This window comes from Bradyrhizobium sp. (genome assembly GCF_047605465.1).
GTDB lineage: Bacteria > Pseudomonadota > Alphaproteobacteria > Rhizobiales > Xanthobacteraceae > Bradyrhizobium.
Window position 1 is genome coordinate 17,763 of record NZ_JASGFS010000058.1, and the last position, 25,774, is coordinate 43,536.

Below are 25,774 nucleotides of genomic sequence, written 5' to 3' on the forward strand. Positions count from 1 at the left end.
GTTGCAGGCTTCAGCGCCCGAGGCGCTTCTCGACCCGCTTGCGTGAATTGCCGACCTTCTTGACGGCCTTCTTCACAGCGGATGCCGAGCGGCCGCTCTTCTTCGCCTCATAGGCGACTTCGTGCTTCTGACCGCCTGCCACCCGGGCCCGATCCTGTTTGTGCCCGCGGGCGGTTTTCTTCGCTGCCTTCGCCATGTCGGCTCCTCCATCTTTGAACGTGTCGAGACAACGTCACAAAGGATTCGCGGGTTCCGGAACGATTCAGGCTGTGCCACTTTGAATCGCCTGTTTGTTGCGTGGAGTTCGTTCGTGGCGTTTACGCATAGGAAGGCGACCGACATCGGCGTCAAGGCGCCGTTTCCGCACTTCATCGAGCCGGCCTTGGCATCCTCGATCGATAAGGTGCCGTCCGGGAGCCGGTGGGTTCACGAAATCAAGTTCGACGGCTATCGCGTCCAGGTCCACCTGCACAACGAAGCCGTCAAGATCTTCACCCGGCGCGGCCACGACTGGACCAACCGCTTTAAGAAGGTCGCGCACGACGCCTGGCGTATCAAGGCGAGCTCGGCGGTCGTCGACGGCGAGATCGTCGTGCCGGCCGCCGACGGGACCACGGATTTCTCGGTGCTGCAGAACGAGCTCAAGGGCTCGTCGAAGAAGATCGTGCTGGTCGCCTTCGACCTTCTGTACCTGAACGGCCGCGACCTGCGTAAGCTGTCCCTGTTCCAGCGGAAGGCCGAGATCAAGAAGCTCATCGACGGCACCGAGATCCAGTTCAGCGAGTCCTTCGAGATCGAAGGCGCCGACATGTTCGCGCACGCCTGCAAGCTCGGTCTGGAGGGTGTGGTCTCAAAGGTTCGCGATAGCGTCTACACCGGCGGCCGAGGCAACAACTGGGTGAAGAAGACCGCGCGCAGCGCGAGACGCTGACCATCGCCGGCTTCGCCCTCGACGGCAGCAAGTGGGATGGACTTTACGTCGGTCGGCGCAAGGGCCCGGACCTGGTCTACGCGGGCAAGGTCGATCATGGTTTCGACAAGGCTTCCACTGCGGAACTGCGCCGTCGGCTGGACCCGCTCGTACGGAAGACTCAACCGTATGCCAAGCGCATCGCCCACAAGGGCGTATGGGTCGAACCTAAGCTGCTCGCCGAGATCGAGTATCGTACGAAATCGGCGGAGGGAACGGTCCGGCACCCGTTCTTCAAGGGGCTGCGCGAAGACCTTTGAATCGCATCGATCGGCCGGAAGCGCACATTACGACAACGCCTCGAGGAGCCGATCGAGAAGGTCGACTTGCCCCTGTATCACCTTGATGCGCGCGGTTTCTATGTCGAACCATTCCGCCCGGTCCACCTCCGGAAATTGCTGGCGGCGGCCGCTGCGCGGGGGCCACTCGATCTCAAACATGTTGCTCGAAATTCTCCGCGGATCGAAGTCCGACGCGCCCGCGAATGCGACCACGCGCTTCCCGCCTTTCTGCCGAATTTCGCCGAGAGCCCGCAACGCCCCGACCGAAGCCGCCGGTCCAAGTTCTTCCTCGAACTCCCGCCGAGCCGCCTGCTCCGGATCCTCGCCCGGATCGATTTCGCCCTTCGGGATCGTCCAGACACCGCCGTCCTTGTTGCGCCAAAATGGTCCGCCGGGATGCACCAACAGGACTTCGACCGTTTCGGATGTCTTTCGGTACGCGAGGATGCCCGCACTGACCTTCTTGCTCGCGGTGCCGCGTGATGCCGCCATAGCCTGGATCTATGTATCGCGCGTCCAAATGTCGATGCGTGCTATTTGCACGGCGCCTCCTATATACCGTTCATGATCCGCAGTTCCCGCCATTGAAGAAATCTTTGCTAGTATTTCTCCTCCTCGGCTTCGTGCCGATCGCAGCTTCGGCGGCCGGTATTTCTGGGTCGGCGACGGCCGGGGCGATTGGCAGACGGCCGACCGTTCGGGCGCGGGAATGCTACCGCCCGCGAGCGCGCATCCGGATGCGATGATCCGCGTCTTCGCGGCCCGCACCGTGAGATGGCGCAGCATCTTCGCTATCCATACCTGGATCGTCGTGAAGGAAAAGGGTGTCGGTAGCTACAGCCGATACGACTACACGGCGTGGGGCGATCCGATCCGAAGTAACGGGTTTGCGCCAGACGGGCGATGGTTTGGCGCGATCCCGGACACAGTCGTTGCGGTCGACGGAGAGCGGGCAGAAGCGCTCATCCCGAAAATCCGGCATGTCATCGAGAACTACAGGTTCAAGGCCTACGGCGACTACAGCGCCTGGCCGGGGCCCAACTCGAATACGTTCGTTCATGCCGCTCTCGACGCGGTGCCCGAGTCGCGGGCCGTTCCGCCGCCCACGGCGATCGGCAAGGACTTTCCCTACGACGGACGATGGTTCGGTATCACTTCTTCCGGGACGGGCTTCTTCGTCTCGCTCGCCGGCTATCTCGGCGTCACGGCCGGCTGGGTCGAGGGCCTCGAGCTGAACTTTTTCGGTGCGGTCGTCGGCGTCGACGTGCGACGACCGGCCATCAAGCTTCAGGTCTCGGACGATTCGGTGCGACCGCTGGTGCGTGACCAACTCCGCCGCACGCGTGCTCACCACGCCTAACTTTTGTGAATTTTTTCGGAACCGCCAAAACGCTGGACTGTTTGACGTTCGTCAATCTTATCAACGCGTTGAGGGCCGCGGTGCGTATACTGCTCGTCGAGGATGATCCGCTCATCAGGGAATTCGCGGTCGACGCGTTGCGCGAGGAAGACCACACCGTTATTCCCGCTTCCGACGGCGAAGAAGCGTTAGCTTTGTGCAGGCGGGAGGTCCCAGAGGTGCTCATCACGGACATCCGCCTCCCCGGAAAGGTCGACGGCTGGCAGATCGCCGAGCGCTGTCGCGAACATCATCCCGACCTGTCGGTGATCTACGTTACCGGGTTCTCTCCAGTGACGCCGCGCCCGGTCTCAGGAAGCATCGTGCTCCAACAGCCTTATCACCCGGCAGAAATCGTGCGTGCTGTTAATGATGTGGCCGCCGGCCGATCGACATAGTTACCCGGCGGGGTTCTAGTTCGAGTACCCGGTTGGCGGGAGCCGAAGCGTGGATGCCTTCATGAGCTATGGTCCTGCAGGCCCTCTTCGCCGGGTGTGATGTCGCCGAAGCTGTCCAGTTAGCTTGCGGGCCTTCGTCATCGCGATCTCACGCTTTGGACTCCGGGCGAAATATCCATTCGCGCCACATCGCAAGAAGCGCGGCCATGATGACCGGCCCCACGAAAAGTCCGATCAAACCGAACGCCGCCAATCCGCCGAAGATGCCCACGAAAGCGAGCAGGAACGGTAGCCTTGCCGAGCCGCCGACCAGCGTCGGCCATACGAAATGATCCCCGGCGAGCATGATGACCGTGCCCCAGACGAAGACGCCGGCCGCGGCAACCCCGCTGCCCCCGTTGGAGATGGTGACGATCGCCGCAACCGTGAACGCCAGCCATGCGCCGAACGGGATCATCGCGAACGCGGTGGTGAGGATCAAAAACGTCAGCGCATACGGAACGCCGGCGACGAAGTAGGATGCGCCGATCGCGAGTCCCTCGCCGACCGCCACCAGCACGGTCCCGTTCACGGTCGCGCGCGTCGCGTCCATCATCTTTTCCACAAGACCCTCTCCGGCTTCGCCGAAGAGACGGTCGCACGTCTCCAGCACGCGGGCCGCGACCGTGCGACCGCTGCACAGCAGCGCGTACAAGGCCAAAAGCGAAAAGAACAATAGGAACAGCCGGTGTACGAGTTGGCCTCCGAACGTCGTGAAGAGATTGGATACGTTGTCGGCGCTGAGCGTCTTCAGCCAGGCCGTCGCGGCCTTCGGATCCGAAAGATTGGCGCGCCACCATTGCTGCGTCGACTCGGCCGCGATGGGAAGGCGCGCGACCCAGTCCGGCACGTCCACCCCGCCCTCGCGCGCCCGCTTGAGCCAGTCCAAGAGCATGTCGCTTTGCTGGGCGACCGTGTAGAGCGCAAGCGAAACCGGCGTCATAAATATTAGCGCGACCAGAACCGTGAAGACCAACGCGGCTGCCGGCGACGGCCCGGCCATGAAGCGCTTCGCAAACGTCAGATACAGCGGCCAGAGGGCGACGGCGAGTATTGTCGCCCAAATCAGCGGCGGCAAAAAGCCTGCGGCCGTCCATAGCCCGAGTGCCACCAGGACGATCGCAAAAACGACCCGAGCGTTCATGCGAGCGCCGGGACCCAGCGGTAGCGGCTTCTGAGTCTCTGTCCGGGCCGTCACCAGGCGAGGCTCGCCGGTCCTGGACTTCTTCGAGCCTTCCTTCGCCTTGTCCGTCATGGGCGGCGCTGTGCCGATTTCGCTAACGCGGGACGGCCGCGACCGGGCGGCTGACCGACGAAGCGGGCCAAGACGTTGCCCGGGAGCGTCGGCGGATGCGGATGACGGGCACCTTTCCCGCGATGGTTTCCGGCGTCGCGGCCCGTTTGGTGAGCCAGGCAGCCGCCTCGGCTTCCATGTTCAAGGATCCCGTTACCTTGTGAACTCGGCCCTCGGCAGTCTTGCGCATTCCGGTGTCCTCATTGCCCGCGCGCATGAAACCGTCAGAACTGCAGTATGTTCCCTTCCCGGAACGTCCGGCGATCGCTGTAGTTAACTTTCCGAGGAGCGTTTCATGATCGAGCGATGGCCGGCCGATGGTCTTCCGCCCGCACCGGCTCTTTCTCCTGCTGACCGACGGTCCTCTCGCCCATGAACCGCAAGTCCACCCTCCCGAAGCGCCTTCAGCCCATGTTGGCAACGCTAACCGACGCGCCATTCGACGATACCAACTGGTTATTCGAGGACAAGTACGACGGCTTCCGGATGATCGCGGAGATCCGGGGCGGCAGCGTCGCGCTGTACAGCCGCAACGGCAAGATCATAAGCCGCTCCTACACGGAGGTTGCCAAGGCCCTCGAAGGCATCAAAAGCGACGCCGTGATCGATGGAGAACTCGTCGCCATCGGAAAGGACGGGGTCTCGCACTTCCAGCTACTCCAGAACGCATTGCGTCACGAAGCGAAGCTCATGTACTGCGCCTTCGATCTCATGTTCGAGAACGGAGAGGATCTGCGAAGCTCGCCTCTGCTCGAACGCAAGAAGCGCCTGAAGGCCATCCTGCCGCGCCACCAGTTGATCGCGTTCAGTCGACATCGCAAGGCGACCGGCAAGAAGTTCTTCGCCGAGGCCGAGCGCAAAGGCCTTGAAGGCATCATGGCAAAGCGTGCCGACAGCCACTACGCGTCGGGTGGCCGAACATCCGATTGGCTGAAGATCAAGACGGCGCAGCGGCAGGAGGTCGTGATAGCGGGCTTCACCGCGCCGAAACGGACGAGACCCCATTTCGGTGCGCTCGTTCTGGCCGTAAGGGAAGCCGGCGCCTGGCGCTACATCGGTCATGTCGGTACCGGCTTCAGCCATGAGACGCTGGGAAAACTACATGCGAAGATGATGAGGTTGAAGGCGTCAAAATCGCCTTTTCCGGACAAGGTGAAGGACGAAGCGGCCACGACCTGGATCAGGCCGTCGCTGGTGGCCGAAGTGAAGTTCGCGGAATGGACCAGCAAGGGGGAACTGCGCCAACCCGTCTATCTCGGACTTCGGACCGATAAGAAGGCGAAGGACGTCATCCGGGAAAGGACACGGTCGCGAAACTAGGGCTCCGAGAGCACGCTTCAGCCGGCAGAGCGCTCGGAAGCCGAGGGCCACGGCGGAAGAGGCGGCAATCCGAGAGCCTGACGTACGGGGCCGAACGACCGTCGATGGGCCGCGCATGCGCCAAGCCTGGCGAGCGCCTCATAGTGCGGCTGCACCGGGTAGCCCTTGTGATCGGCGAAGCCGTATCCGGGATGACGCACGTCGAGCATGCGCATCACCTCATCGCGCTCGACTTTGGCAAGGATGGAAGCGGCGGCGATGCTGGCGGATTTGGCGTCGCCTTTGACGATCGCCTGCTGGGGGATGGCTATCTTCTTCAACCGCTTCGCGTCGATCAGCAAATGTTGCGGCGTCGCCCGCAACCCCTGGACCGCCCGCTGCATCGCCCGCAGACCTGCCCAATAGATGTTGATCGAGTCGATTTCCTCGATTTCGACGAACGCAACGTTCCAACACGCAGCCTTCGCCTTGATCTCCTTCGCAAGTTCCTCGCGGGCCGCAGCGTCCAGCTTTTTCGAATCGTCGATACCGACGATTCGCGTGCCGGGCTTCAGGATCACGGCGGCAGCCGAGACGGGCCCGGCGAGCGGGCTCATTCCAGCCTCGTCCACGCCCGCAATGGCATGGAGACCGCTCTCCCAGAGGGACGTCTCGAAGCGGAGCATCTTGCGAAGGCGTTGTCCCTCCGACCGGTTCTCGAAACGCCGCTTGTCGATCAAGGCCAGGATAGCACGCGCCCCAGACCGGCTGTCGGCGCGCAAAACCTCCTCGACGCTCGCCTCAAGAGGTCTTTTTTCAATGACATAGCGTTGACGCAGTACATCGAGCGAATGTCGGATCATGCGGCGGCCCCTGTTCTTGGCTCGGCTGGGATGTGGGCACCATTTGTGGCGAATATCAGATTTCGCGGTGCCGCCTCCGTCGCGCAGCGCCCTCGGCCGATTTCCGAGAAGGGCGCTGCAACGCGGACCAGAAGCGTGCCGCGGATCAACCCGATCGCTGCTTCGAGAACCAATCGGCATATGGCGTGCCCTTCACAGCGTGGCGGTTGAGGTCGGGCGCGCCGTCGTCCCACCACACGGGGCCGCGCTCGCCGAGGGCGCGCTTTGCTTCATCGATCAGTCGGTGAGCTTCCAGCTCCGCAGCGCGATCCCGGGTACTCTTGGCGTCCTTCACCGCGCGGCGCGCGTCCACCAGCGTCTGAACCAGACGGGCCCTCTCCCCTGGTTCGATAGCGGGATCGCTGAGCCGCCAAAGCTTTCCCTTCACGACGAAGTAGCGGCCGTCCGGCGTCACTGGATGCCTGATCCCTGCCATTTCCTAGATGAAGGGCTTGCCTCCGGTCACCGCGACGGTGGTGCCCGAGGTATAGCTCGAAAGGGGATCGGCCAGCATCACGTAGGCCGTGGCGAGCTCAGCCGGTTGGCCGGCCCGTTTGAGCGGCACGTGCTTGCCGAAGTTCTTCACGGCTTCCTCGGGCATCGTCGAAGGAATGACCGGCGTCCAGATGGGACCGGGAGCGACTGCGCTTACGCGGATCCCTCTCTCCGCCAGCATCTGCGCCAATCCGCCGGTAAAGTTCTGGATCGCCCCCTTCGTCGTCGCGTAGGCCAGGAGGATCGGGTTCGGCATGTCGGCGTTCACGGAAGCCGTGTTGATGATCGCGCCGCCGGGCTTCATGTGCGGGACCGCCGCCTTAGCGAGAAAGAACATCGCGTGGATGTTCACCTCGAACGTCATGCGCCATTCCTCGTCGCTGATGTCGCCGATGTCGGCGAAGGTCGCCTGGTGCGCGGCGTTATTGACGAGGATGTCGACGCCACCGAATTCCCGCAGGGCGCGGTCGACGACCGCACGGCAGTGGTCGGCCGAACGAAGGTCGCCCTCTACCAGGACGGCCTTGCGTCCCTCCTTCTCGATGAGGTCGGCGACTTCCCTCGCGTCTTCAGTCTCATCGAGATAGGCGATCAGGATGTCCGCGCCCTCGCGGGCGAAGGCGATGGCGACCGCACGACCGATGCCGCTATCACCACCGGTGACGATGGCGCGCTTGCCTTGAAGCCGACCCGAGCCCTTGTAGCTGGTCTCACCGTGGTCCGGACGCGGATCCATCTTCGCGGTCGAGCCAGGCATCGGCTGGCGTTGGCTCGGATATGGCGGCTTGGGGTACTCGGACATGGGCGCGTCTCACTTCGTCCGGACGGTCTTGGCGCCGGCGGATTTGAGCGCCTCGGTCACCTGCTTCGTGTCGCCGCCATGGAAGTCGACCGACACCTCGATCGTACCTTCGAACTTGCCGCCCTCGTCGGGCTCTGGCGAGGACTTCGCGTCGGCGCCGTCGACGCGTTTGCCCGCGGTATTGTCGGACCCGGTCGGCTGCACGAACACGTCGCTTCTCGGCACGCCGCATTCCTGAACGACGTGCTCTACCGCGAGTTCAGCGGCCCGGCGGGTGTCGAATTCGGCGATGAGCGTGATTTCCATGACCGTCCTTTCGGCATGCGGCCGCCGACAACCGATCGGTGGCCCGACGGTTCCTATGGCGGAGCGCGAGTGAGGGGTGCGTCCTGCGATCCGTCGATGGCGACCGGCGGCCGGATGCTAGGCGCTTCGCAGCCAATCCGATTGGCGCAACTCGGGTCCGCTTTCCCCAAAAAGCAGGCTCGGAAGAAGCGTTTTCAGGTCCCGCGCCACCGCAAAACAGCCGGCTTGGCTGAGTACGCTCTCGGCGAACCCTCCGGTCAGAACGGCGGCGACCTTCGTTCCGGCTTCGAGCCCGGCTTCGGCGTCATACGGCGTATCCCCCACCATGACTGCCTGCGAGCCGGGGGTACCGAGCTTCCGCAAGGCTCTTCCCACAAGGCGTGGGTCGGGCTTTCCATGCTCCACGTCATCGCCGCAAACGGTCGCGGCGACGAAGTCGTCGGCATTCAGGAGCGCCATATAGCGCTTGAAAGCGACACCTTTGCAGTCGGTGGCGAGCGCGACGCGAGCGCCTTGCTCGGTGAGAATCCTGAAGGCAGCGCGAACTCCCGCGAACGGCTTCACGCTCGGCAGATAGTCGCGTTCATAGATCCAGGCTTGGTCGTTCAGGATCGCCAGGCGCTCACCTGGAGATGCCTCAGGAACAGCAAGCTGCAATGTCTGGTCGCCGTCGAGCCCCGAATAGAGCTGAAGCGTCTGAACCGGGACGCGATATCCCGACCTCTCGAGCGCGTCCTGAAGGCTGCGGAGATTCTGCGGCACGTTGTCGACGAGCGTTCCCTCCACATCGAATATGAATCCTTGAAACATTGAATAGCCTCGGCCGTGGCGCGCATAGCTAAAGCTTGCGAGGGCGGTGGGTTCCGTGGCGGCGAGCGGACGTGTCCAGATCAGTCGTTTCGGTCCCAAGGGCGCCTTCAGGCAAGACGCGAGCAATCCGCAACGACATGGCCGTCGTCATCGCTTGATGTCGCCGCCCGCCGAAGGCCATGTCGCGTCATCGCCTGCACGGACTTCGGCCTGCCGTTAGAGTGCCTTCGCCAGATACGTCGCTGTCGTACTTCCGGATGCGGCAACCCGCTTCGGCGGTCCTGATGCTACGATGCGGCCGCCTTCGTCGCCTGCTCCGGGACCCACATCGACGATCCAATCGCTGTTTGCGGCGACCGACATGTCGTGCTCGACCAGAACGACGGTGTTGCCGGCATCGACGAGCCCTTGAAGCTGCCTGTGCAGCTTCCGGACGTCGGAAGGATGCAGGCCGGTCGTCGGTTCATCAAGAACGTAGAGCGTCCCGCCGCGCTGCGCCCGTTGGAGTTCGGTGGCGAGCTTGACGCGCTGCGCCTCCCCGCCGGAGAGCTCAGTCGCCGACTGCCCTAGCCGGATGTAGCCGAGGCCCACCTCTCGCAGTACGTCCAGCGAGCGGGAAAGCACGTCATCGTCTTGGAAGAACTCGAAGGCCGCGTCAACCGTCATCGCCAGCACGTCTGCGATCGACTTGTCGCGAATCTTGATCTCGAGCGTCTTCGCGTTGTAGCGAGCGCCCTTGCAGGTGGGGCAGGGCGCATAGACGCTGGGAAGGAAAAGGAGCTCGACGCACACGTAACCCTCGCCCTCACACGTCTCGCAGCGTCCCTTCGCGACGTTGAACGAAAACCGGCCGGCGTCGTATCGCCTTGCGCGGGCCTGCTTGGTCGCGGCGAAGAGCTTGCGCACGTGATCGAGCAGCCCGGTGTAGGTCGCGAGATTGGACCGCGGCGTCCGTCCGATTGGCTTCTGATCGACGACAACTAGCCGCTTGACCCGATCCAGACCGTCGGCGATCTCGCCGCCCAGCGTCCGCACGGCCTCTTCAAGCCCACCTTCCTCCGGATCCGCTTCCCGGCGCTGGCCGAGCCGCTCCGCGACGGCCTCGACGAGAAACTGACTGATCAGAGTGGACTTCCCCGACCCCGAGACGCCGGTCACGCAGGTAAGGACGCCGAGAGGAATATCCGCGTCCAGCCCGTCGAGGTTGTTCCGCGTCACGCCCCGCAGCTTCAGCCAGTTCGACGGCTCGCGAACCTCTTGCGTCCGCTCTGCCATGTCGCCGAACAGGAAGCGCCGTGTCTGCGATGACTCCACATTGGCCAGACCCGCGAGCCGACCGCTGTAAAGTATCTCGCCGCCCTGATCTCCCGCCGCGGGTCCGACATCGACGATCCAATCTGCCTTGCGCACCACGTCAAGTTCATGCTCGACGACGAACAAGGAGTTGCCCGCCGCCTTTAGACGCTCCAGCGCCCGCAGCAGCGCCTCCGTATCCGCCGGGTGCAAGCCGGCCGACGGCTCGTCTAGTACATAGACGACGCCGAACAGGTTGGATCGGACCTGCGTCGCGAGCCGAAGCCGCTGTAGTTCACCCGGAGACAATGTCGGCGTGCTCCGCTCAAGCGTGAGATAGCCCAAACCGAGATCGAGCAGGACCTCAAGTCGTCCTGCGAGGTCTTCGACGATCCTTTGCACAACGAGCGCCTTTTCGGGATGAGCCGCGTCCTGCTCGGCTTGCTCGATGTACGGCTTGACGAGATCATCCAGCTTCTTCAGCGGCAGGCGCGATATCTCGGAGATATCCAGTCCGGCGAACTTGACGGAAAGCGCTTCCGGCTTGAGCCGTTTTCCCTTGCAGACCGGACAGTCGTCGCCCGACAGGAACTGCGCCACTCGGCGCTTCATCATGACGCTTTGCGTGTTGGCATACGTCTGGAGAACGTACTTCCGGGCCCCCGTGAAGGTGCCCATATAGCTCGGCTCTTCCTTTTTCTTCAGGGCTCTGCGCGTTTCAGCGGGAGTGTATCCGGCATATACCGGAACGGTCGGCTGCTCCTCCGTGAACAGAATCCAGTCACGATCCTTCTTCGGCAGTTCGCGCCATGGCTTGTCGACGTCGTATCCCAGCGTGACCAAAATGTCCCTGAGGTTCTGGCCTTGCCAGGCAGTCGGCCAGGCCGCCACCGCTCGCTCCCGGATGGTCAGCGTGTCGTCGGGCACCAGGCTCCGTTCGTCCACCTGATGGACCCGGCCGATGCCATGACAATTGGGACAGGCGCCTTCCGGCGTGTTGGGCGAGAAGGATTCCGCGTAGAGCAATGACTGGCCGCGCGGATAGTCGCCAGCGCGCGAGTAGAGCATCCGCAGCAAATTCGACAGCGTGGTGACGCTTCCAACCGATGACCTGGTCGTCGGGGAGCCGCGTTGCTGCTGCAGGGCTACGGCCGGCGGCAATCCCTCGACGACGTCGACATCGGGAACCTGCATCTGGTGGAATAGCCGGCGCGCGTATGGCGACACCGATTCAAGATAACGCCGCTGCGCTTCCGCATACAACGTCCCGAATGCCAGCGAGGACTTGCCGGAACCGGAAACTCCGGTAAAGACGACGAGTTCGTTGCGGGGAATGTCGAGCGACACGTTCTTGAGATTGTGTTCCCGTGCTCCCCTAACGCGGACGAAGCCGTCACGCGCGTTGGACGCGTATTCTTTCGTCTTCCTGGCTTTCGCATCCATCCGGGAAGAAGCTTGTTAGCGCCGGGTGGTTCCGAAATTGCTGCGCATGTAGCTGCGGGGGCCGGGCAGCGAGTGTGTGGCGAGCTTGCCATCGCGGAGCGTTCGATGGCGATGGCAATTAATCCGCCCGAGAAGGCGTGGGCTTACCTCAGCGGAACAAAAACCCCGCATTTGCGGGGTTTTTCGCGGCCGATTTCGCAAAAATCACGGACTTTTTTCGGTGCTCGAAGAAGCTTCGAGATCAATCAGCGCAATGCCGAGATCGGGCTTCTTTTTCCGTCTCAGATGGGCCGGCGTGTCGGTCATGACCACCTCGAGAGTTGGCCGGACGAAGCCGGCCATGAGGTGTCCGCCCCTTGTCGAACCGTCGGCAAGCCCGAGGACCACGTGGACATGCAGGCTGGCCTCGCCGTCGTCCCCGATCGCAACGTCGCCGATCGCGCTGAGAACCTCGCACTGCTGCTCGACTTCGATCTTCTTGTAGGTCTTCTTCTCGAAATCGAACCATCCGATCGTTGCCTTCTCGAACGCGCCGATCGCCGTCAGAGACGCCGCGGTGACTCCCGCGTCGTTTGCGAACTTCGTGAGCGCCGAAAAGGCTTCTTCTCCGGAGTCGAGAACGACGACGCGAATTTCGGATCCCGCGTCGCCCGCTATCTTGCTACTTTTCATGGGTCAGGCCGCGCTGCGCTTCGTGTGGCGTCCTTCCTTGACTTCCTCGATGATCTTTGCGCTGAAAGCTTCAAGGTCGCCGGGGTTGCGCGACGTGATCACGCCCTGGTCTACGACGACCTGCGAATCCTCCCATTTGGCGCCGGCGTTCACCACGTCTGTCTTGATGGATTTGAACGAGGTCATCTTACGATCCTTCGCGATGCCGGCTTCGATCAGGAGCCAAGGCGCGTGACAAACTGCGGCTACGACTTTCTTGGCGTCAAAGATGTCCTTGATGAACTTCAGTGCCTTCGGCTCGACGCGGAGCAGGTCGGGATTGATCTGACCGCCAGGCAGGACGATCGCGTCGTAGTCGTCCGCCGAAACCTCGTCGAGGGTCTTGTCGACCTTCACCGGCTGACCCCAGTCCTTCTTGTCCCAGCCCTTGATCTCGCCCGCGGCCAGCGAAATGATGTCGACCGTCGCGCCGACCTTCTTGAGACGGTCCCGCGGCACTTCGAGTTCGGCCTGTTCGAAGCCGTTGGCGGCGAGGATGGCGATCTTCTTGCCATTCAATTCCATGGTACGGGTCCTTCCGTTCGTTCGCACGGACAATAGGTGGCCCTCGGACATCGTTCCCGCTGCGAGTAGGTTCCATAAAACCGAATGGAGGCTGGACAACAAGGCTCTGCCGCCGAAACCGCGCCGAAATGGGCAAGCTCCGCCAAACTGACACGGCCGGATGACCCGCGGCGATACGCGAGGCTTATCCCAAAGGCGAAAGTTATCGGATTCGTCGAGCAATTCTTGACTTGCGCCGTCCGAACCATGCCGCGACCGAGGTCGACAACCAAGCGAGCGACGCGCCAGCGAATGCACCTGCCACGCTGTAATCCACTAACGACCAGAACACGGCGGCGAATGCGAACATGCCCAGCGCGCCGAGCGCCGCGCCCGCGGCGTCCAGCGCCGCTGCTTCGCGTCCGCGGCGTTCGCCGGAAAGGCCCGCCTCCCGCATCCGCCGGATTTCGTGCTTCTCGACGAGTGTCGCGCTGGCGCAGAAGATGGCGGGCAGCGCCAAGAACAGGCCACCGATCGAGGGACCGTAGCGGTCACCTATCACGCCGGTAAAGACCGTCGCCATGCCGCCGAGCACGAAACGGACGAGATATTCATACCATCGGCTCTCCCGCAGCGACGAAGTCGCGATTTCGATCGGGGCCGTCATGACGAGCCTCCGCCGATCGACCAGAGACCGAAAGCGACCGTGAACCAGACCACCAGTGCGAGAGCCGTCGCCGGAAGCGCCCGCAGCCGGGCGCGGATCAGAAGCTGGCAGACGACGATGCTGTAGGCCGCGAGCGCCACGGCTCCGGCCATCATCGAGAAACTCTGAACCCCGGCATACTTCGTGCCGTGCGCATTAACCGCCATCCCAAGCGTGGCTAGGGCGACGGACGGAGCCGCTCCGAACAGGCCCGCGAAGCTCTTCGGCCGCAACAGATCGCCGAGCATGGCGAAGGCCGAGACGACGACGCCTCCGACAAGGAAGCGGATGACGTATTCGCTCACTTTGGCTTCTTCCAAAGTTTGAGCAACGGTCCCTGCGCTCCGTATACCGGGTCCTTGCGCGGCGGACGCACCTTGGGGATAGTCTTCAGCGCGCGCGGCCGGTCTTCGAGCTTCGTACACTCGTCGTAAGTGCCGACGGGTGGGTAGGCGCCCACCACCAGGAAGTCGCTCTCCGCCGACAAGCACTGGTGGCCAGTGCCCGCCGGCAGGATCGCGACGTCGCCGGCGTTGAGGGTATAGATACGGCCCTTGTTGCCGCCGAAGCGCACCCGGCCCTTTCCCCGGGCGATGCCGAGCACCTCATGGATACGGGAGTGATGGTGCACATAGTCGTAGATGCCGTCGCGCCAGGAGTCGCCCCAGCCATTGGCCTCGAAGAGGTCTTCAAAGACTGCCGCGGGATCGTGGGCGTCGGGAAACTCGACGACGCCCTTGTAGATCACGAACGGCCAGCGCGGGTGGTTCGGAACGAGACCGTCGTCCTTGAACCGGACCGCGTGCGGCTTCCGCGGCCGCGCAAGGTTAGGAGCTTCCTTCTTGCCCGGCCGTCCGAGACCGGTCGCGCGCTGCACGTACTCCTTCACGTCCTCAAGGATTGGCATGTTCGTCCTCCTTCGATCGGCGAAGCGGATAGCCGGTCCAAAAACGCAGCAGACGTTCGATGACGGCGCCGAGCGCGAAGCCGGCGACGACGTCGCTGGCCCAATGCGCCAGCACGACGATGCGCGTCAGGGAGAGGCCGACCGCAAGCGTCCGGACCGCTCGCCGCGGGCCGGGCGGCAGAGTGGCTGCGGCTGACGCGAGAGCTCCCATGTGCAGCGCGTGCCCGGACGGGAAGGCATCCTCGCGCTTGCCCGACAACGAGACGCCGTGCACATGGCCTAACACCGTCTCGCGGTCCGGCCGGGTCTGATCGAACACCGCCTTTAGGCCGTGCGGGAAAAGTGCTGTCGCGACCGTGACGAGGAGGGCGTGATTGCCGGCCCGCTGCACCTGCTCGGACCGCCCCCGGGACGCGACCCAACCAACGACGGCCAGCGCCAGCAGGATCTTTTCGTCGGCGCCCCACGTCAGCCCGCGCGAGACCACCTCGGCGCGATGATTGGTATTGCGCGCCACCGTCCGCGCGATGAGCACGTCCTCTTTTGTAGGCTTTACCGTCAGTACCGCCATAACCTCGTCCGCGGCGGCGCCCGCGCGCCGTTCGAATTGCACTTGCCATCGTAACGCCGGAGTGGGTTCCAAGTTCATCGAACTGTCATGGAACCAAGGAAGCGTCTCTCCATTAGATCGGCGATCGGAGGCCACATGCGCGACAAGAAAAACGGATGGCTGGCGGTCGGCGGGACGCTCGTTTTAGCCGGCGTCGTCGTGTTTTATTGGTCCGGCGACAAGGGTTCGGGGGCCGTGCACGCCGACACCGCTGCCACGACCCAGACGGCCGCCGCTCAAGCGAGCGCAAAGGTGCAGCCGACTGACCCCAAGCTGAAGATCGAGCCGAAATAACCACGCGCCAGTCTGGCCGAACGGCAGAGTATCACTTCACCCGGAGACGCGCCCCGCCTTGAACGCCTTCTCTACGTACATCGGCGCAGCGGCCGCTTTCCTCGCATCTCTTTCGTACGTCCCTCAGGTCCGGAAGGCTTGGCCGCGCGGATCGACCAAAGATCTTTCGCTGGGCATGCTAACGGCACTGACGCTCGGTCTTGCCTTGTGGATCGTCTACGGCGTCATTCGCGGCGATTGGGTCATCGTGGTCTCAAACCTTATCGGCGCTACCTTGTCGGGTCTCGTCCTGTGCTGCAAAATCCGCGATCGGAGTCGGCGGGTGAGACCTCTCGGACCAAGCCGACGACGGCTCCGTTGTATTAGGACATCGTCGTCCGCGCCTGTGAACTGTCAGGCTCCAGCCACAGGAACGCTATTCCAAACCGTTCGTTGTCGGGCGAAATCCATCCAGGAGGACGCCATGGGATTTTTCACGAAGGATATCAAGACGCTCAACGATCTGTTCGTCCACACGCTCAAGGACATCTACTACGCGGAGCAGCAGATCGAGAAGAACCTGCCCGACATGATCGAGAAGGCGACCGACACCGGCCTCAAGAACGGCTTCCAGACCCACCTGTCCGAGACCAAGGGCCAGATCACGCGGCTTGAGAAGGTCTTCCAGATGCACGGCGTCGAGGTCCAGGGCGTCGACTGCCCGGCGATCGACGGTATCCTGAAGGAAGCCCGCGAGGTCGCCGGCGACGTCGACGACAAGCAGGTTCTGGACGCGGCGCTCATCGCGGCAGCCCAGGCCGTCGAGCACTATGAGATCACCCGCTACGGCACGCTGATCGCCTGGGCGAAGATGCTCGGCCGCGACGACTGCGCATCGGTGCTTCAGCAGAACCTCGACGAGGAGAAGGCGACGGACGAGAAGCTCAACACGATGGCGCTGCGCAGCGTGAACCAAAAGGCCGCCTGAGCGGGTTAGCCGCCTGTGACGCGATCTTCGCGAGGAAAGATGGACGACGCAACGACCGGACGCCGACCGCGCTCCAGCCTGGACGGCTGGAGCATCGCTGCGGCGCTCGGGCTTTTGGCGGCGGCTTTTCTGGTGGACCGCCTAGTGCCGCCTGAGAAAAGCGAGAGGTCCGGACCCGCCGCGGATCTTCCTCAATCCGACATGAAGCGGGACACGTCGCCCGCCGGCCTCGTGTTGGAAGGCGGCGACCGGGGCCGCCAGGCAACATCGCCCGCCGAGATTCCGGCCAAAGGCTGGAAGGATATTCTCTGGCGGGTCTACGCCAACATCGGCGACCACCGCATCCTGGCGCTGGCGGCCGGCATGACCTACTACAGCATCCTCGCGATCTTCCCGGCACTGGCCGCTCTCGTCGCGATCTACGGCATCTTCACCGATCCCGGCGCGATCGCGAAGCATCTGGATGACATCGCCGGCTTCGTCCCCGGCGGCGCCATCGACGTCGCGCGGGAGCAGCTGACGCGCGTGGCGTCGAAAGGCAACCAGGCTCTTGGAATGACCTTCGCCGTCGGCCTCGTCATCTCGCTCTGGAGCGCGAACGCTGCCATGAAGGCGCTGTTCGATACCTTGAACATCGTCTACGGCGAACAGGAGAAGCGCAGCTTCGTCAAGCTCAACGCCCTCTCGCTTTCCTTCACGATCGCCGGCATCGCCTTCGTGCTGGCCGCGCTGACGGCAGTCGTCGCGTTGCCGGTCGTGCTCGACTATCTATACCTATCGAATTTCGCCGATCTGCTCGTCCGGATCGCCCGCTGGCCCGCGATGTTCGTAGCACTCGCCGTCGCCATCTCGTTCGTCAACCGCTTCGGTCCCAGCCGCGAAGCGCCGCGCTGGCACTGGATCACCTGGGGCAGCGCTGCAGCCACGATGCTCTGGCTCGCGGCATCCGGCCTGTTCTCGTGGTACGCGTCGAGCTTCGGCACGTTCAACGCGACCTACGGCTCGCTCGGGGCCGTGATCGGCTTCATGACCTGGCTGTGGATCTCGGCCATCGTGATCCTGCTCGGAGCAGAGCTTAACGCGGAGATGGAACATCAGACTGCCAAGGATACCACCACGGGCGCTCCGAAACCACTCGGAGCGCGCGGCGCCCGGATGGCCGACACGGTCGGCGCGGCCAAGTGACGGGACCCGTGTTTGAAGCGACTTCCGAAAACAAACTATACGGCACCGTCGCCGCCGTTTCCGCGGAGTTCCGCCACCGGTTCAGCAAGCCCGTGCAGAGCCACATCACTCTGATTCGGAATCACGGCGTCGAAGGCGACGCGCACGCAGGCGAATTCGTGCGGCATCGGTACATAGCACGACGGCATCCCAGGCTGGCCAACAACCGGCAGGTGCACCTGATCCCGGAAGAGTTGTTCGGACTTCTGCACGATGCCGGCTATGAGGTCGGCCCGGGCGATCTTGGTGAGAACATCACGACGGCGGGACTCGACCTGGAGGCGCTCCCGCTCGAGACCCGCATTTCGCTCGGTCCCGAAGCCGTCGTGGAGCTGACCGGCCTCCGCGCTCCCTGCGTGCTGATCGACAAGTTCAAGGCCGGCCTGAAGCGCCACGTACTCTCGTCTCCCCAATCGGAACCGCCGTTCAGGTGCGGCGTGCTGGGCGTCGTCAGAACGGGCGGGCGCGTCTCGGCCGGCGACCGTGCGACGGTTCAACTGCCGGAAGGCGCGCAGCGCGCGCTACCCAAGTTGTAGATGTCCGGGCAGATGCGCACGCCCAGAACCACAATCGATAACGCATTCGAAGCTTGGCGAATGCGAAGATCCAATCGTCAATGCGTTGGTTCGCTCTGGCTTCCGAATTTCAAGCCCCGACCCAGTATTGCGGCTTCCGCTCGGTTCAGCGCAACAGGCGAGTCGCTGCGCGTACCTCGTCGGCGAATAGATAAGGTTGTTCCCAAGCGGCGAAGTGCCCTCCGTTGCCGACTTCGCGGAAATAGAACAGGTTCGTGTAGCAACGTTCAGCCCAGGATTTCGGCGCGCGGTATATCTCGCCAGGAAACACGCTTATGGCGACCGGTTTCTCGATGATGCCACGCGCGTTGAAATTGTTGGAGTGATCCTCCCAATAGATGCGAGCGGCGCGATGCGCCGGTGCCGGTGAGCCAATAGAGTGAGAGGTCGTCGAGGATGGCGTCGCGGCCAAGCACGCGATCCGGCTTCCCGCCGCTATATGTCCACTGCGCGATCTTCTCATACATCCAGGCGGCCATGCCGACCGGCGAGTCCACCAATGAATAGCCTATCGTCTGCGGCTTCGTGTTCATCATCGCCGCATAAGCTGCGCTATCGCGATAGAACGTCTGCAACTGGTCGAAAGCGCCGCGCTCCTCGGCGGACAGCCCTGCCGGTGCGGGGTCGCCAGCCGCAAGAATCCTGGCTATGTCCGCCGGTACCACGGCCGGCATGTTGAGATGAATGCCGAGGAGGCCGGGGACACTGCAAGGCCATTCTCTGAGAGATCACCGAGCCGCAGTCTCCCCCCTGACTGCAGTAACGGCCGTAGCCCAGCCGCAGCATGAGCGCCGACCAGGCGCGAGCAACCCGATCGGAACCCCAGCCGACCTTCGTTGGCTTTGCGGAGAAGCCGAATCCTGGGATCGACGGAATGACGAGATGAAAGGCGTCTGCTGCCGTGCCGCCATGAGCGGTCGGGTCGGTGAGCGGTCGGATCACCTGGAGGAATTCGAGGATGGAGCCCGGCCATCCGTGCGTCAGGATCAAAGGCATCGCATCATCGTGGCGCGAGCGGACGTGCATGAAGTGGATGTCCAAACCGTCGATCTCGGTCATGAACATCGGCAAAGCATTCAGCTTGGCTTCGACGACCCGCCAATCGTATGCGCCTGCCCAATAGTCCATCAGCGGCTGCAGCGTCTCCCGGCGCACGCCTTGGCTCTCATCGGGGGCGGGCTCCGCATCCGACCAGCGCGCGCCGGCAATGCGCCTCTTCATCTCCGCTATGTCGGTATCGGGAACGGCGACTTTGAATGGCCGATGAGCGACGGCGGTCTCCCCTCGAACGATCGACGGCGCTACGGAGACAACCCCGGCCAAGGCCGCGCCGGCGACGAACCGGCGACGGGATAACGGTGCGAACATTTCAGGTCCCTCCCGGGCTATCCAATTGACGAGGCCAACTTCAAACTCGCCGCGTTGAGGCGCTCGACTTTGAGGTAGCCGTCCTCGGTGACTGCCGACAACTGACCCTAGAGACAGCACACTCATACCAAAGGCGTAGTCGGACAGACTTCGGGACAATTTTCGGGACAGCCGCGGTCGCGCAAATTGCGGACTGTCCGGATACATTTCGAGGAGTGCATCATGTCTTTCGTCCACGACGTGGATCGTCGGAAAATCCTGAAAGCTGCGGCCTCGACGATCGCCGCCGCTTCCCTCAGCCGGTCCGTTCTGGCCGCTGGCCTGGCCGTCGCCCCGCAGCGCGGAGCCTCCGACAATGGCGCATTCGGGCCGTTGAAGCATGCCGACGCGGGCGTGCTGAATGTGGCCTATGTCGATGCAGGTCCGGAGACGGGCCCCGTCGTGATTCTCCTGCATGGCTGGCCATACGACGTTCACGCATTCGTCGACGTCGTTCCGACGCTGGTCAGGAAGGGCTTCCGGGTGATCGTCTCCCACTTGCGCGGATATGGCGCCACACGTTTCATCTCCGATGACACGCCGAGGAACGGGCAGCAGGCTGCGCTTGCGGTCGACGTCGTCGATCTGATGGACGCGCTGAAAATCCCGCGTGCCGTCATCGGCGGCTTCGACTGGGGCGCCCGGACCGCCGATATCGTGGCGGCGCAGTGGCCGGAGCGCGTCGTCGGCCTGGTGTCGGTCAGTGGCTACCTCATCGGCAGTCAGAAGGCGAACGAGACCCCGTTGCCGCCGAAGGCGGAATTGCAATGGTGGTACCAGTATTACTTCGCCACCGAGCGTGGCCGGATGGGCTACGACAAATACCGTCGCGAATTCGCCAAGCTGATCTGGCAGATCGCCTCGCCGAAATGGACGTTCGATAACGCCACTTTCGAACGATCGGCCGTCGCGTTCGACAATCCGGACCACGTCGCCGTGTCGATCCACAATTACCGTTGGCGTCTCGGACTTGCCGATGGTGAAGCGAAATACCACGATCTTGAGAGGGCCCTGGCCGCCGCGCCGTCGATCTCGGTACCGACGATCACGCTCGAAGGCGACGCCAACGGTGCGCCCCACCCCGATCCGTCGAGTTACGCGAAAAAATTTCTGGGTAAGTACGCCCATAGGCTGATCGCCGGCGGCATCGGGCACAATCTGCCCCAGGAGGCGCCTGAGGCGTTCGCGGCGGCGATCATGGACGTCGCCACCGGCGCGTAAGAACGGAATGGGCCCAGCATGAAACGGCTTTTTGTCGGCCTCTTGGCGTCGGCGTCCGCCATCGCCTTCGTCGCTCTGGCAGCAGAGACGAAGACGATGGGCGACCCATCGCCCATCTACGGGGTGACGCTTCCCGAGGGATATCGACAATGGCAACTGATCGCGCCCGCCGAGGAAGCCGAACCGCTGAACGAACTGCGCGCCGTCGTCGGCAACGCCACCGCCATTGATGCGTATCGAAAGCGGCAAATGCCGTTTCCGGACGGTTCGGTGCTGGTGAAGGTGGCCTGGAAGCGTGTCAGATCGGACGAATTCGAGCCGGCCTCGGTGCCGGGCGACGCAACGACCGTGCAGGTCATGGTAAAGGATTCCAAGAAATACGCCTCTACGGGCGGCTGGGGGTTTGGCCGCTTCGTGGACGGGGCGCCCGCCGACGAGGAACAGCATCGGACCTGCTTCGCCTGCCACGAAGCGCGGGTAATGGCTCACGATTACGTCTTCACGCGTTGGGCGCATTGACCCGCCCGAGCCCAGTCATCTAGTACGGCGGTATCGCCCACCTGCCTTCCTCCGATGAAGAACGAAAGCGGCGGGCGGAAAGCTGTATCTTGTTGCGCTCTCCGAGATCGGGCTAGTGTTGCAACGCGGTCCGAATTAAGTGGGAAGGATCCGACCTAATGCTGATCCGACCCGTTGCGACCAAACTCGGCATCGATTGCACCATCGCCACCCTTGTCGTAGCCATCACCGTGTGCGGTGGTTTCATCCTGCAGAGTATCGTTGCGGTCGCTCCGCCGGTATCGCTATTCTCCTGCGGCGTGATGTTCGTAGCCTGGCGTCGCGGAATGGCCGCCGCCGTCACATCCGTCATCATAACGCTCTTGGCATTCGACTATTTCTTTCTTCCACCGGTGCGCAGCTTCGCGATCCAGGCGCGCGATATTCCGCAACTGGTGTTCTTCGTCGTGGCGGCACTGTTCGTTGCGTTTCTATGCGATTCACACCGCAAAGCGGTCGACGCCCGACGACGCGTCGAGGCGGAACTGCGCAGCAGCGAGCGGCGAGCTGCCGAGGCACAGCGGGAGTTGCAACTGACGATCGATTCAATACCCGCGATGCTGTCGATCTATCGGCCCGATGGCGTCCATAGCCTCGTGAACAAAACATGGATCGATTACACGGGCTTGACTTTGGCCGAGGCGGCAGAACGCGGAGGCGAATTGTTCCGTTCTGACGATCCAGAGCGCGCCGCTTGGCGCATGGCTTTGGCGAGCGGCAAGCCGATGGCCACCGAAGCGCCGATCCGCAGCGCCGATGGCTCCTTCCATTGGTTCAGCATCCGGCGGGCGCCGCTAACCGACGACCAAGGCCGGATCGTGCGGTGGTTTTCGATTGGGTTCAACATCGATGACCGGAAGATCGCCGAGGACGCGCTGCGCGACAAGGAAGCGCGCCTCGCGGCTGCGGAGCGCGAGCTGCGGCTCACCCTCGACTCCATTCCGACATTGGCCTGGCGCACCGATCCGAACGGTGCTGCGCGCTATCTCAATCAGCGCTGGCTGGACTATACCGGCCTGTCGCCCGATAGCGCGCGGGACTGGCGATGGATGGACGTGATCCATGAGGACGATCTGGAAAGGTAGAAGAGCGAATGGGAAAACATGCTCGCCACGGAGCGGGGAGGCGAGGTCGAAGCACGGATGCGTCGGTTCGACGGCATCTACCGCTGGTTTCTGTTTCGGTCGCAGCCGCTTCGCAACCGGGCTGGCGACATCGAGGGTTGGTACGGCACGAATACCGACATCGAGGACCGCAAGCGCGCCGAAATCGCATTGCAACGAAGCCAGATCTATCTCGCAGAGGCGCAGTCTCTGAGCAAGACCGCCAGTTTCGCCTGGGATCCTGCGACAGACGAGCATTTCTGGTCCGAAGAAGCCTACAGGATCGTCGAAGTCGAAAATGGCATCGAGCTCACGACCGACCTTCTGCTCGAGCGCATTCATCCCGACGATCGCAGCAAATGGGTCAGCGAGCTCGATCGCGCCTTGCACGGCGCCGAAACCTGGGACTATGAAGTCCGCCTGCTACTGCCGAACGCTTCCGTCAAGCTCCTGAGGGTAGTCGCGCACCGGGTGAGTCACGAAGCCGGAGCGAGCGAAATCGTCGGCGCGCTGATGGACATCACCGACGCGCGGGAGGCGCAGGAGGCTTTGCACGCCGCGCGGACGGCGCTGGCGCATGCCGGGCGTGTCGCCACGCTGGGCGAGATCAGCGCCACCATCGCTCACGAGGTCAATCAACCGCTCGCCGCGATCGTCGCAAATGCCCAGGCATGCCTTCGCTTCCTCGACCGTGCCACGCCGGACCTGAAGGACGTGCGCGGCGCAGCCGAATGGATCGTCAAGGACGGCAACCGGGCGGCCGCGGTCATCCAGCGTGTCCGAGCGCTGATGACCAAGTCCGACCCCGAACGCGCACCGGTCCGCCTCGACGTCGTTATTTCCGAAACGGCATCCATCCTGCAGAACGAACTCCGCGGCGCCCGGATTCAACTTCGGTGCGATCTTGCTGACGTGCCGCCCGTCATGGCGGATCGTGTGCAACTGCAGCAGGTCGTCCTCAATCTCCTCGTCAACGCGATCGAGGCGATGCGTCAGGTTGCCGGTCGTCCCCGCGTGCTCCTTGTGAGAACCTCGCTGGACAGCCATCGTCGCGCTCTCGTCGCGGTCGAGGACAGTGGCGTCGGCATTCCCGTCGACGCCCAGTATCTGTTTGATCCGTTCGTGAGCAGCAAGCCAAACGGATTCGGCATGGGATTGCCGATCTGCCGGTCTATCCTCGAGGCGCACCAGGGACAAATCTGGGCGACCACCAATGCCGGTCTCCCGGGGGCGACTTTTTGGTTCGCGCTACCGCTCGATGGTTGCTCTGACGCGCCCCGGCGCGAGCCTATTGGCTTATCGCGAGCGGCGGAATGAGCGACCGCTCTCCTGCGCGACAGCTGGTACTTGTGGTCGATGATGACGAATCGATGCGGGTGGCGCTGACCTACCTTTTCCGGTCGATGGAGCTTGACGTCAAAGTGTTCAGTTCGGCGCCCCAGGTCCTGGAGGCAGGAATTCCCGATGTCCCGTGCTGCCTCGTCCTCGACATCCGACTGCCGGGCGTAAGCGGTCTCGACTTTCAGGACATGCTCACCAAAGCCGGACTCGACGTTCCGATCGTGTTCATGACCGGGCACGGGGACATTCCGATGTCGGTGAGAGCGATGAAAGCCGGCGCGGTCGATTTCCTCACCAAGCCGTTTCGAGACCAGGACATGCTGGACGCGGTCACGCGGGCGTTGACGAAGGACCGCGAGAGACGCAATGCGCTGAGTGCTGTAGCCGATCTTCAAGTGCGACACGATTCGCTGACGCCTCGTCAACGCGAACTGTTCATCCTCGTTGCGGCCGGGCTGATGAACAAGCAGATCGCAGCTCGACTACAGGTGAGCGAGGTGACGGTCAAGATTCACCGCGGTATCATGACCAAGAAGATGGGCGCGCGCAGCGTTGCGGATCTCGCCCGTATGGCGGATGCCCTCGACGTCAAACTCGCGAGATGATTGCATCGCCACTATCAGAAGCGCACTCATAGGACGAACCCGCCGTCGATCGTCAAGCTCGCGCCCGTCATGTAACCGGCATCGCTGCTCGCCAGATACGACACCAAGGCCGCGATCTCGGTCGGCTTACCCATGCGTCTCAGCGGAATTCTGTCGACGATGCGATCGGCAACTCCGGCGGTCATGTCGGTGGAGATCGGACCCGGTTGCACGTTATTGACCGTGATGCCACGGGGTGCCAGTTCGATCGCGAGCCCTTCAATGAGTTTGGCGACCGCGGCCTTGGTCATGGCGTAGATACTGCCCTCCGAAGAACCACTGCGTACCGCCGCGTTACTGCCGATGGTGATGATACGCCCGCCGTCTCGAAGCACGGGGATCGCGCACTGGATGGCAAGGAAGACGCCGCGGATATTGACGTTTACCAACAGATCGAAATCCTCCAGCGGAAACGAGGCGATCGGGTTCAGGCGCAAAGCTCCGGCGTTCACAACGGCGACGTCGAGCGGACCCAACTCCAGAGTAACGGCGGCGATGGCCGCACGGACGGCAAAGACATCGCGAGAGTCGGCTCGGATGGCGATCGCCCGACCCCCGTCGGCTGTGATTGAATCTCGTACGGCTGCGGCTTGGTCCGCACTGCCGAGGTAGGTAATCGCAACGGCGAAGCCGTCGTCCGCGAGCTGCCGCGCGATCGCGGCGCCAATCCCGCGGGAGCCACCGAACACGACGGCAGCGCCTTGCCCTTCAGATCGGAACGTCATGTCGGTCTTTCGTATCGCATGGTAGGATTCGGTGTGTACCCAGTATCCCACCGGCACGCGCTCGTTCCCATCCGCCACTAGCGTAATGGACTAACACATTGGTCGTAGAGCGGGGACGTGGGGCTAACCGACCGTCGACGACGCCTTCGTTTGGCGATGATAAGGCTCTCCGTCGGGCGCTCGGAGTTCTGCGCTAGATGGGCCTCGAATATATCAGGCTCGACCAGTCTGCGACCGCCCCGTCGGGCGGCGAAGGCCAGCGCGTAAAGCTGGCAACGGAATTCCAGCGTGCGCAGCGTGGCAGGACGCTTTACGTCCTCGATGAGCCGATGACTGGCCAGGATCCTCCCGATGTGGAAAAGCCCGGCAAGCAGCTTCACGACTCCGCGTCGATGCGGGCAATACGGTAGTCCTGGTGGGGCACAACATGTCCGTTGGCAGCCGACAGCGACTGGATCATCGATGTGGGACCCGTCACAGGAGGCGAAGGCGGCCGCAGCGATCGACTCGCTGCGGCCCGCGCTGCGTCAAAAGTACCGAGTAAAA

At 63.1% G+C, this 25,774-nt stretch carries 28 protein-coding genes and 4 pseudogenes; 15 read left to right on the forward strand and 17 right to left on the reverse strand.

Annotated features, from left to right (window positions below; all coding sequences use genetic code 11):
• Positions 1 to 10: 10 nt before the first annotated feature.
• A complete protein-coding gene (locus QM712_RS29140) occupies positions 11 to 196 on the reverse strand; it encodes a DUF3606 domain-containing protein (RefSeq protein WP_415026609.1) in 186 nt (61 codons plus the stop codon).
• A 114-nt stretch (positions 197 to 310) separates the two neighbouring features.
• Between QM712_RS29140 and ligD (QM712_RS29145) the strand changes: the two are divergent.
• Positions 311 to 1,230 (forward strand): annotated as a pseudogene (gene ligD / locus QM712_RS29145) (non-homologous end-joining DNA ligase).
• Positions 1,231 to 1,257: 27 nt separating this feature from the next.
• Here the strand turns inward: ligD (QM712_RS29145) and QM712_RS29150 are convergent.
• Positions 1,258 to 1,743 (reverse strand): NUDIX domain-containing protein, encoded by a 486-nt coding sequence (locus QM712_RS29150; RefSeq protein WP_415026610.1) that lies wholly within the window; start codon positions 1,741 to 1,743, stop codon positions 1,258 to 1,260.
• Between the two features lie 104 nt (positions 1,744 to 1,847).
• On the opposite strand from QM712_RS29150, the pseudogene QM712_RS29155 reads away from it, so the two are divergent.
• Positions 1,848 to 2,577, forward strand: a pseudogene (locus QM712_RS29155) (DUF3750 domain-containing protein).
• Between the two features lie 39 nt (positions 2,578 to 2,616).
• A complete protein-coding gene (locus QM712_RS29160) occupies positions 2,617 to 3,048 on the forward strand; it encodes a response regulator transcription factor (protein ID WP_415026611.1) in 432 nt (143 codons plus the stop codon).
• A 148-nt stretch (positions 3,049 to 3,196) separates the two neighbouring features.
• On the opposite strand, the gene QM712_RS29165 is transcribed toward QM712_RS29160, so the two are convergent.
• Positions 3,197 to 4,231 carry an AI-2E family transporter gene (locus QM712_RS29165; protein WP_415026612.1) on the reverse strand — a complete coding sequence of 345 codons (1,035 nt, stop codon included), beginning with the start codon at positions 4,229 to 4,231 and terminating at the stop codon, positions 3,197 to 3,199.
• A gap of 522 nt (positions 4,232 to 4,753) precedes the next feature.
• Between QM712_RS29165 and ligD (QM712_RS29170) the strand changes: the two genes are divergently transcribed.
• A complete protein-coding gene (ligD, locus tag QM712_RS29170; protein WP_415026613.1) occupies positions 4,754 to 5,701 on the forward strand; it encodes a non-homologous end-joining DNA ligase in 948 nt (315 codons plus the stop codon).
• Positions 5,702 to 5,718: 17 nt separating this feature from the next.
• Here the strand turns inward: ligD (QM712_RS29170) and QM712_RS29175 are convergent, their stop codons facing one another.
• From QM712_RS29175 to QM712_RS29230, 12 genes are all read right to left on the reverse strand, one after another.
• The gene (locus tag QM712_RS29175; protein ID WP_415026614.1) at positions 5,719 to 6,543 is read right to left on the reverse strand and encodes a ribonuclease HII; all 825 of its coding nucleotides are present in this window, start codon (positions 6,541 to 6,543) and stop codon (positions 5,719 to 5,721) included.
• Positions 6,544 to 6,688: 145 nt separating this feature from the next.
• Positions 6,689 to 7,009, reverse strand: a complete 321-nt coding sequence (locus QM712_RS29180; RefSeq protein WP_415026636.1) for a hypothetical protein — start codon at positions 7,007 to 7,009, stop codon at positions 6,689 to 6,691.
• 12 nt (positions 7,010 to 7,021) lie between these two features.
• Positions 7,022 to 7,879 carry a glucose 1-dehydrogenase gene (locus QM712_RS29185; RefSeq protein WP_415026615.1) on the reverse strand — a complete coding sequence of 286 codons (858 nt, stop codon included), beginning with the start codon at positions 7,877 to 7,879 and terminating at the stop codon, positions 7,022 to 7,024.
• Positions 7,880 to 7,888: 9 nt separating this feature from the next.
• Positions 7,889 to 8,185 carry a hypothetical protein gene (locus tag QM712_RS29190; protein WP_415026616.1) on the reverse strand — a complete coding sequence of 99 codons (297 nt, stop codon included), beginning with the start codon at positions 8,183 to 8,185 and terminating at the stop codon, positions 7,889 to 7,891.
• A gap of 117 nt (positions 8,186 to 8,302) precedes the next feature.
• Positions 8,303 to 9,094 carry an HAD family hydrolase gene (locus QM712_RS29195; RefSeq protein ID WP_415026617.1) on the reverse strand — a complete coding sequence of 264 codons (792 nt, stop codon included), beginning with the start codon at positions 9,092 to 9,094 and terminating at the stop codon, positions 8,303 to 8,305.
• 117 nt (positions 9,095 to 9,211) lie between these two features.
• Positions 9,212 to 11,731 (reverse strand): excinuclease ABC subunit UvrA, encoded by a 2,520-nt coding sequence (uvrA, locus tag QM712_RS29200; protein WP_415026618.1) that lies wholly within the window; start codon positions 11,729 to 11,731, stop codon positions 9,212 to 9,214.
• Between the two features lie 204 nt (positions 11,732 to 11,935).
• Entirely contained in the window at positions 11,936 to 12,403 is a 468-nt protein-coding gene (locus QM712_RS29205) for a PPC domain-containing DNA-binding protein (RefSeq protein WP_415026619.1), read from the reverse strand.
• Positions 12,404 to 12,406: 3 nt separating this feature from the next.
• Positions 12,407 to 12,967, reverse strand: coding sequence for a type 1 glutamine amidotransferase domain-containing protein (locus QM712_RS29210; RefSeq protein WP_415026620.1), 561 nt, complete (start codon positions 12,965 to 12,967; stop codon positions 12,407 to 12,409).
• 202 nt (positions 12,968 to 13,169) lie between these two features.
• A complete protein-coding gene (locus tag QM712_RS29215; RefSeq protein ID WP_415026621.1) occupies positions 13,170 to 13,613 on the reverse strand; it encodes a hypothetical protein in 444 nt (147 codons plus the stop codon).
• On the reverse strand, positions 13,610 to 13,957 hold the full coding sequence (locus QM712_RS29220) for a DUF3147 family protein (RefSeq protein ID WP_415026622.1): 348 nt from the start codon (positions 13,955 to 13,957) through the stop codon (positions 13,610 to 13,612). The genes QM712_RS29215 and QM712_RS29220 overlap by 4 nt, the downstream gene beginning before the upstream one ends.
• Positions 13,954 to 14,559 carry a cupin gene (locus QM712_RS29225; RefSeq protein ID WP_415026623.1) on the reverse strand — a complete coding sequence of 202 codons (606 nt, stop codon included), beginning with the start codon at positions 14,557 to 14,559 and terminating at the stop codon, positions 13,954 to 13,956. The genes QM712_RS29220 and QM712_RS29225 overlap by 4 nt, the downstream gene beginning before the upstream one ends.
• The gene (locus tag QM712_RS29230) at positions 14,546 to 15,130 is read right to left on the reverse strand and encodes a phosphatase PAP2 family protein (protein ID WP_415026624.1); all 585 of its coding nucleotides are present in this window, start codon (positions 15,128 to 15,130) and stop codon (positions 14,546 to 14,548) included. The genes QM712_RS29225 and QM712_RS29230 overlap by 14 nt, the downstream gene beginning before the upstream one ends.
• A 135-nt stretch (positions 15,131 to 15,265) precedes the next feature.
• On the opposite strand from QM712_RS29230, the gene QM712_RS29235 reads away from it, so the two are divergent.
• From QM712_RS29235 to QM712_RS29255, 5 genes and pseudogenes are all read left to right on the forward strand, one after another.
• Positions 15,266 to 15,463, forward strand: coding sequence for a hypothetical protein (locus tag QM712_RS29235; RefSeq protein WP_415026625.1), 198 nt, complete (start codon positions 15,266 to 15,268; stop codon positions 15,461 to 15,463).
• A gap of 58 nt (positions 15,464 to 15,521) precedes the next feature.
• A pseudogene (locus tag QM712_RS29240) lies at positions 15,522 to 15,737 on the forward strand (SemiSWEET family sugar transporter); the annotation flags it as partial.
• A 189-nt stretch (positions 15,738 to 15,926) separates the two neighbouring features.
• A complete protein-coding gene (locus QM712_RS29245; protein WP_415026637.1) occupies positions 15,927 to 16,430 on the forward strand; it encodes a ferritin-like domain-containing protein in 504 nt (167 codons plus the stop codon).
• 201 nt (positions 16,431 to 16,631) lie between these two features.
• Entirely contained in the window at positions 16,632 to 17,615 is a 984-nt protein-coding gene (locus tag QM712_RS29250; protein ID WP_415026626.1) for a YihY/virulence factor BrkB family protein, read from the forward strand.
• A gap of 8 nt (positions 17,616 to 17,623) precedes the next feature.
• Positions 17,624 to 18,190 carry an MOSC domain-containing protein gene (locus QM712_RS29255; protein WP_415026627.1) on the forward strand — a complete coding sequence of 189 codons (567 nt, stop codon included), beginning with the start codon at positions 17,624 to 17,626 and terminating at the stop codon, positions 18,188 to 18,190.
• A gap of 145 nt (positions 18,191 to 18,335) precedes the next feature.
• On the opposite strand, the pseudogene QM712_RS29260 reads toward QM712_RS29255, so the two are convergent.
• Positions 18,336 to 19,597: pseudogene (locus tag QM712_RS29260) on the reverse strand (epoxide hydrolase family protein).
• 222 nt (positions 19,598 to 19,819) lie between these two features.
• Between QM712_RS29260 and QM712_RS29265 the strand changes: the two are divergent.
• The 5 genes from QM712_RS29265 (at position 19,820) to QM712_RS29285 (ending at position 24,464) form a co-directional block, all read left to right on the forward strand.
• Complete coding sequence (locus QM712_RS29265; protein WP_415026628.1) at positions 19,820 to 20,857, forward strand: alpha/beta fold hydrolase; 1,038 nt, start codon at positions 19,820 to 19,822, stop codon at positions 20,855 to 20,857.
• Positions 20,858 to 20,875: 18 nt separating this feature from the next.
• Positions 20,876 to 21,376, forward strand: coding sequence for a cytochrome P460 family protein (locus QM712_RS29270; RefSeq protein WP_415026629.1), 501 nt, complete (start codon positions 20,876 to 20,878; stop codon positions 21,374 to 21,376).
• 158 nt (positions 21,377 to 21,534) lie between these two features.
• On the forward strand, positions 21,535 to 22,500 hold the full coding sequence (locus QM712_RS29275; protein WP_415026630.1) for a DUF4118 domain-containing protein: 966 nt from the start codon (positions 21,535 to 21,537) through the stop codon (positions 22,498 to 22,500).
• Between the two features lie 18 nt (positions 22,501 to 22,518).
• On the forward strand, positions 22,519 to 23,835 hold the full coding sequence (locus QM712_RS29280; RefSeq protein WP_415026631.1) for an ATP-binding protein: 1,317 nt from the start codon (positions 22,519 to 22,521) through the stop codon (positions 23,833 to 23,835).
• Positions 23,832 to 24,464 (forward strand): response regulator transcription factor, encoded by a 633-nt coding sequence (locus QM712_RS29285; protein WP_415026632.1) that lies wholly within the window; start codon positions 23,832 to 23,834, stop codon positions 24,462 to 24,464. Before QM712_RS29280 ends, QM712_RS29285 begins: the two co-directional genes overlap by 4 nt.
• Positions 24,465 to 24,490: 26 nt before the next feature.
• Here QM712_RS29285 and QM712_RS29290 read toward each other — a convergent pair whose 3' ends face one another.
• The gene (locus QM712_RS29290; protein WP_415026633.1) at positions 24,491 to 25,228 is read right to left on the reverse strand and encodes an SDR family oxidoreductase; all 738 of its coding nucleotides are present in this window, start codon (positions 25,226 to 25,228) and stop codon (positions 24,491 to 24,493) included.
• Positions 25,229 to 25,425: 197 nt separating this feature from the next.
• Between QM712_RS29290 and QM712_RS29295 the strand changes: the two genes are divergently transcribed.
• Positions 25,426 to 25,638: a hypothetical protein gene (locus tag QM712_RS29295; protein ID WP_415026634.1), complete on the forward strand. Its 213-nt coding sequence runs from the start codon at positions 25,426 to 25,428 to the stop codon at positions 25,636 to 25,638.
• The last annotated feature ends 136 nt before the right edge of the window (positions 25,639 to 25,774 follow it).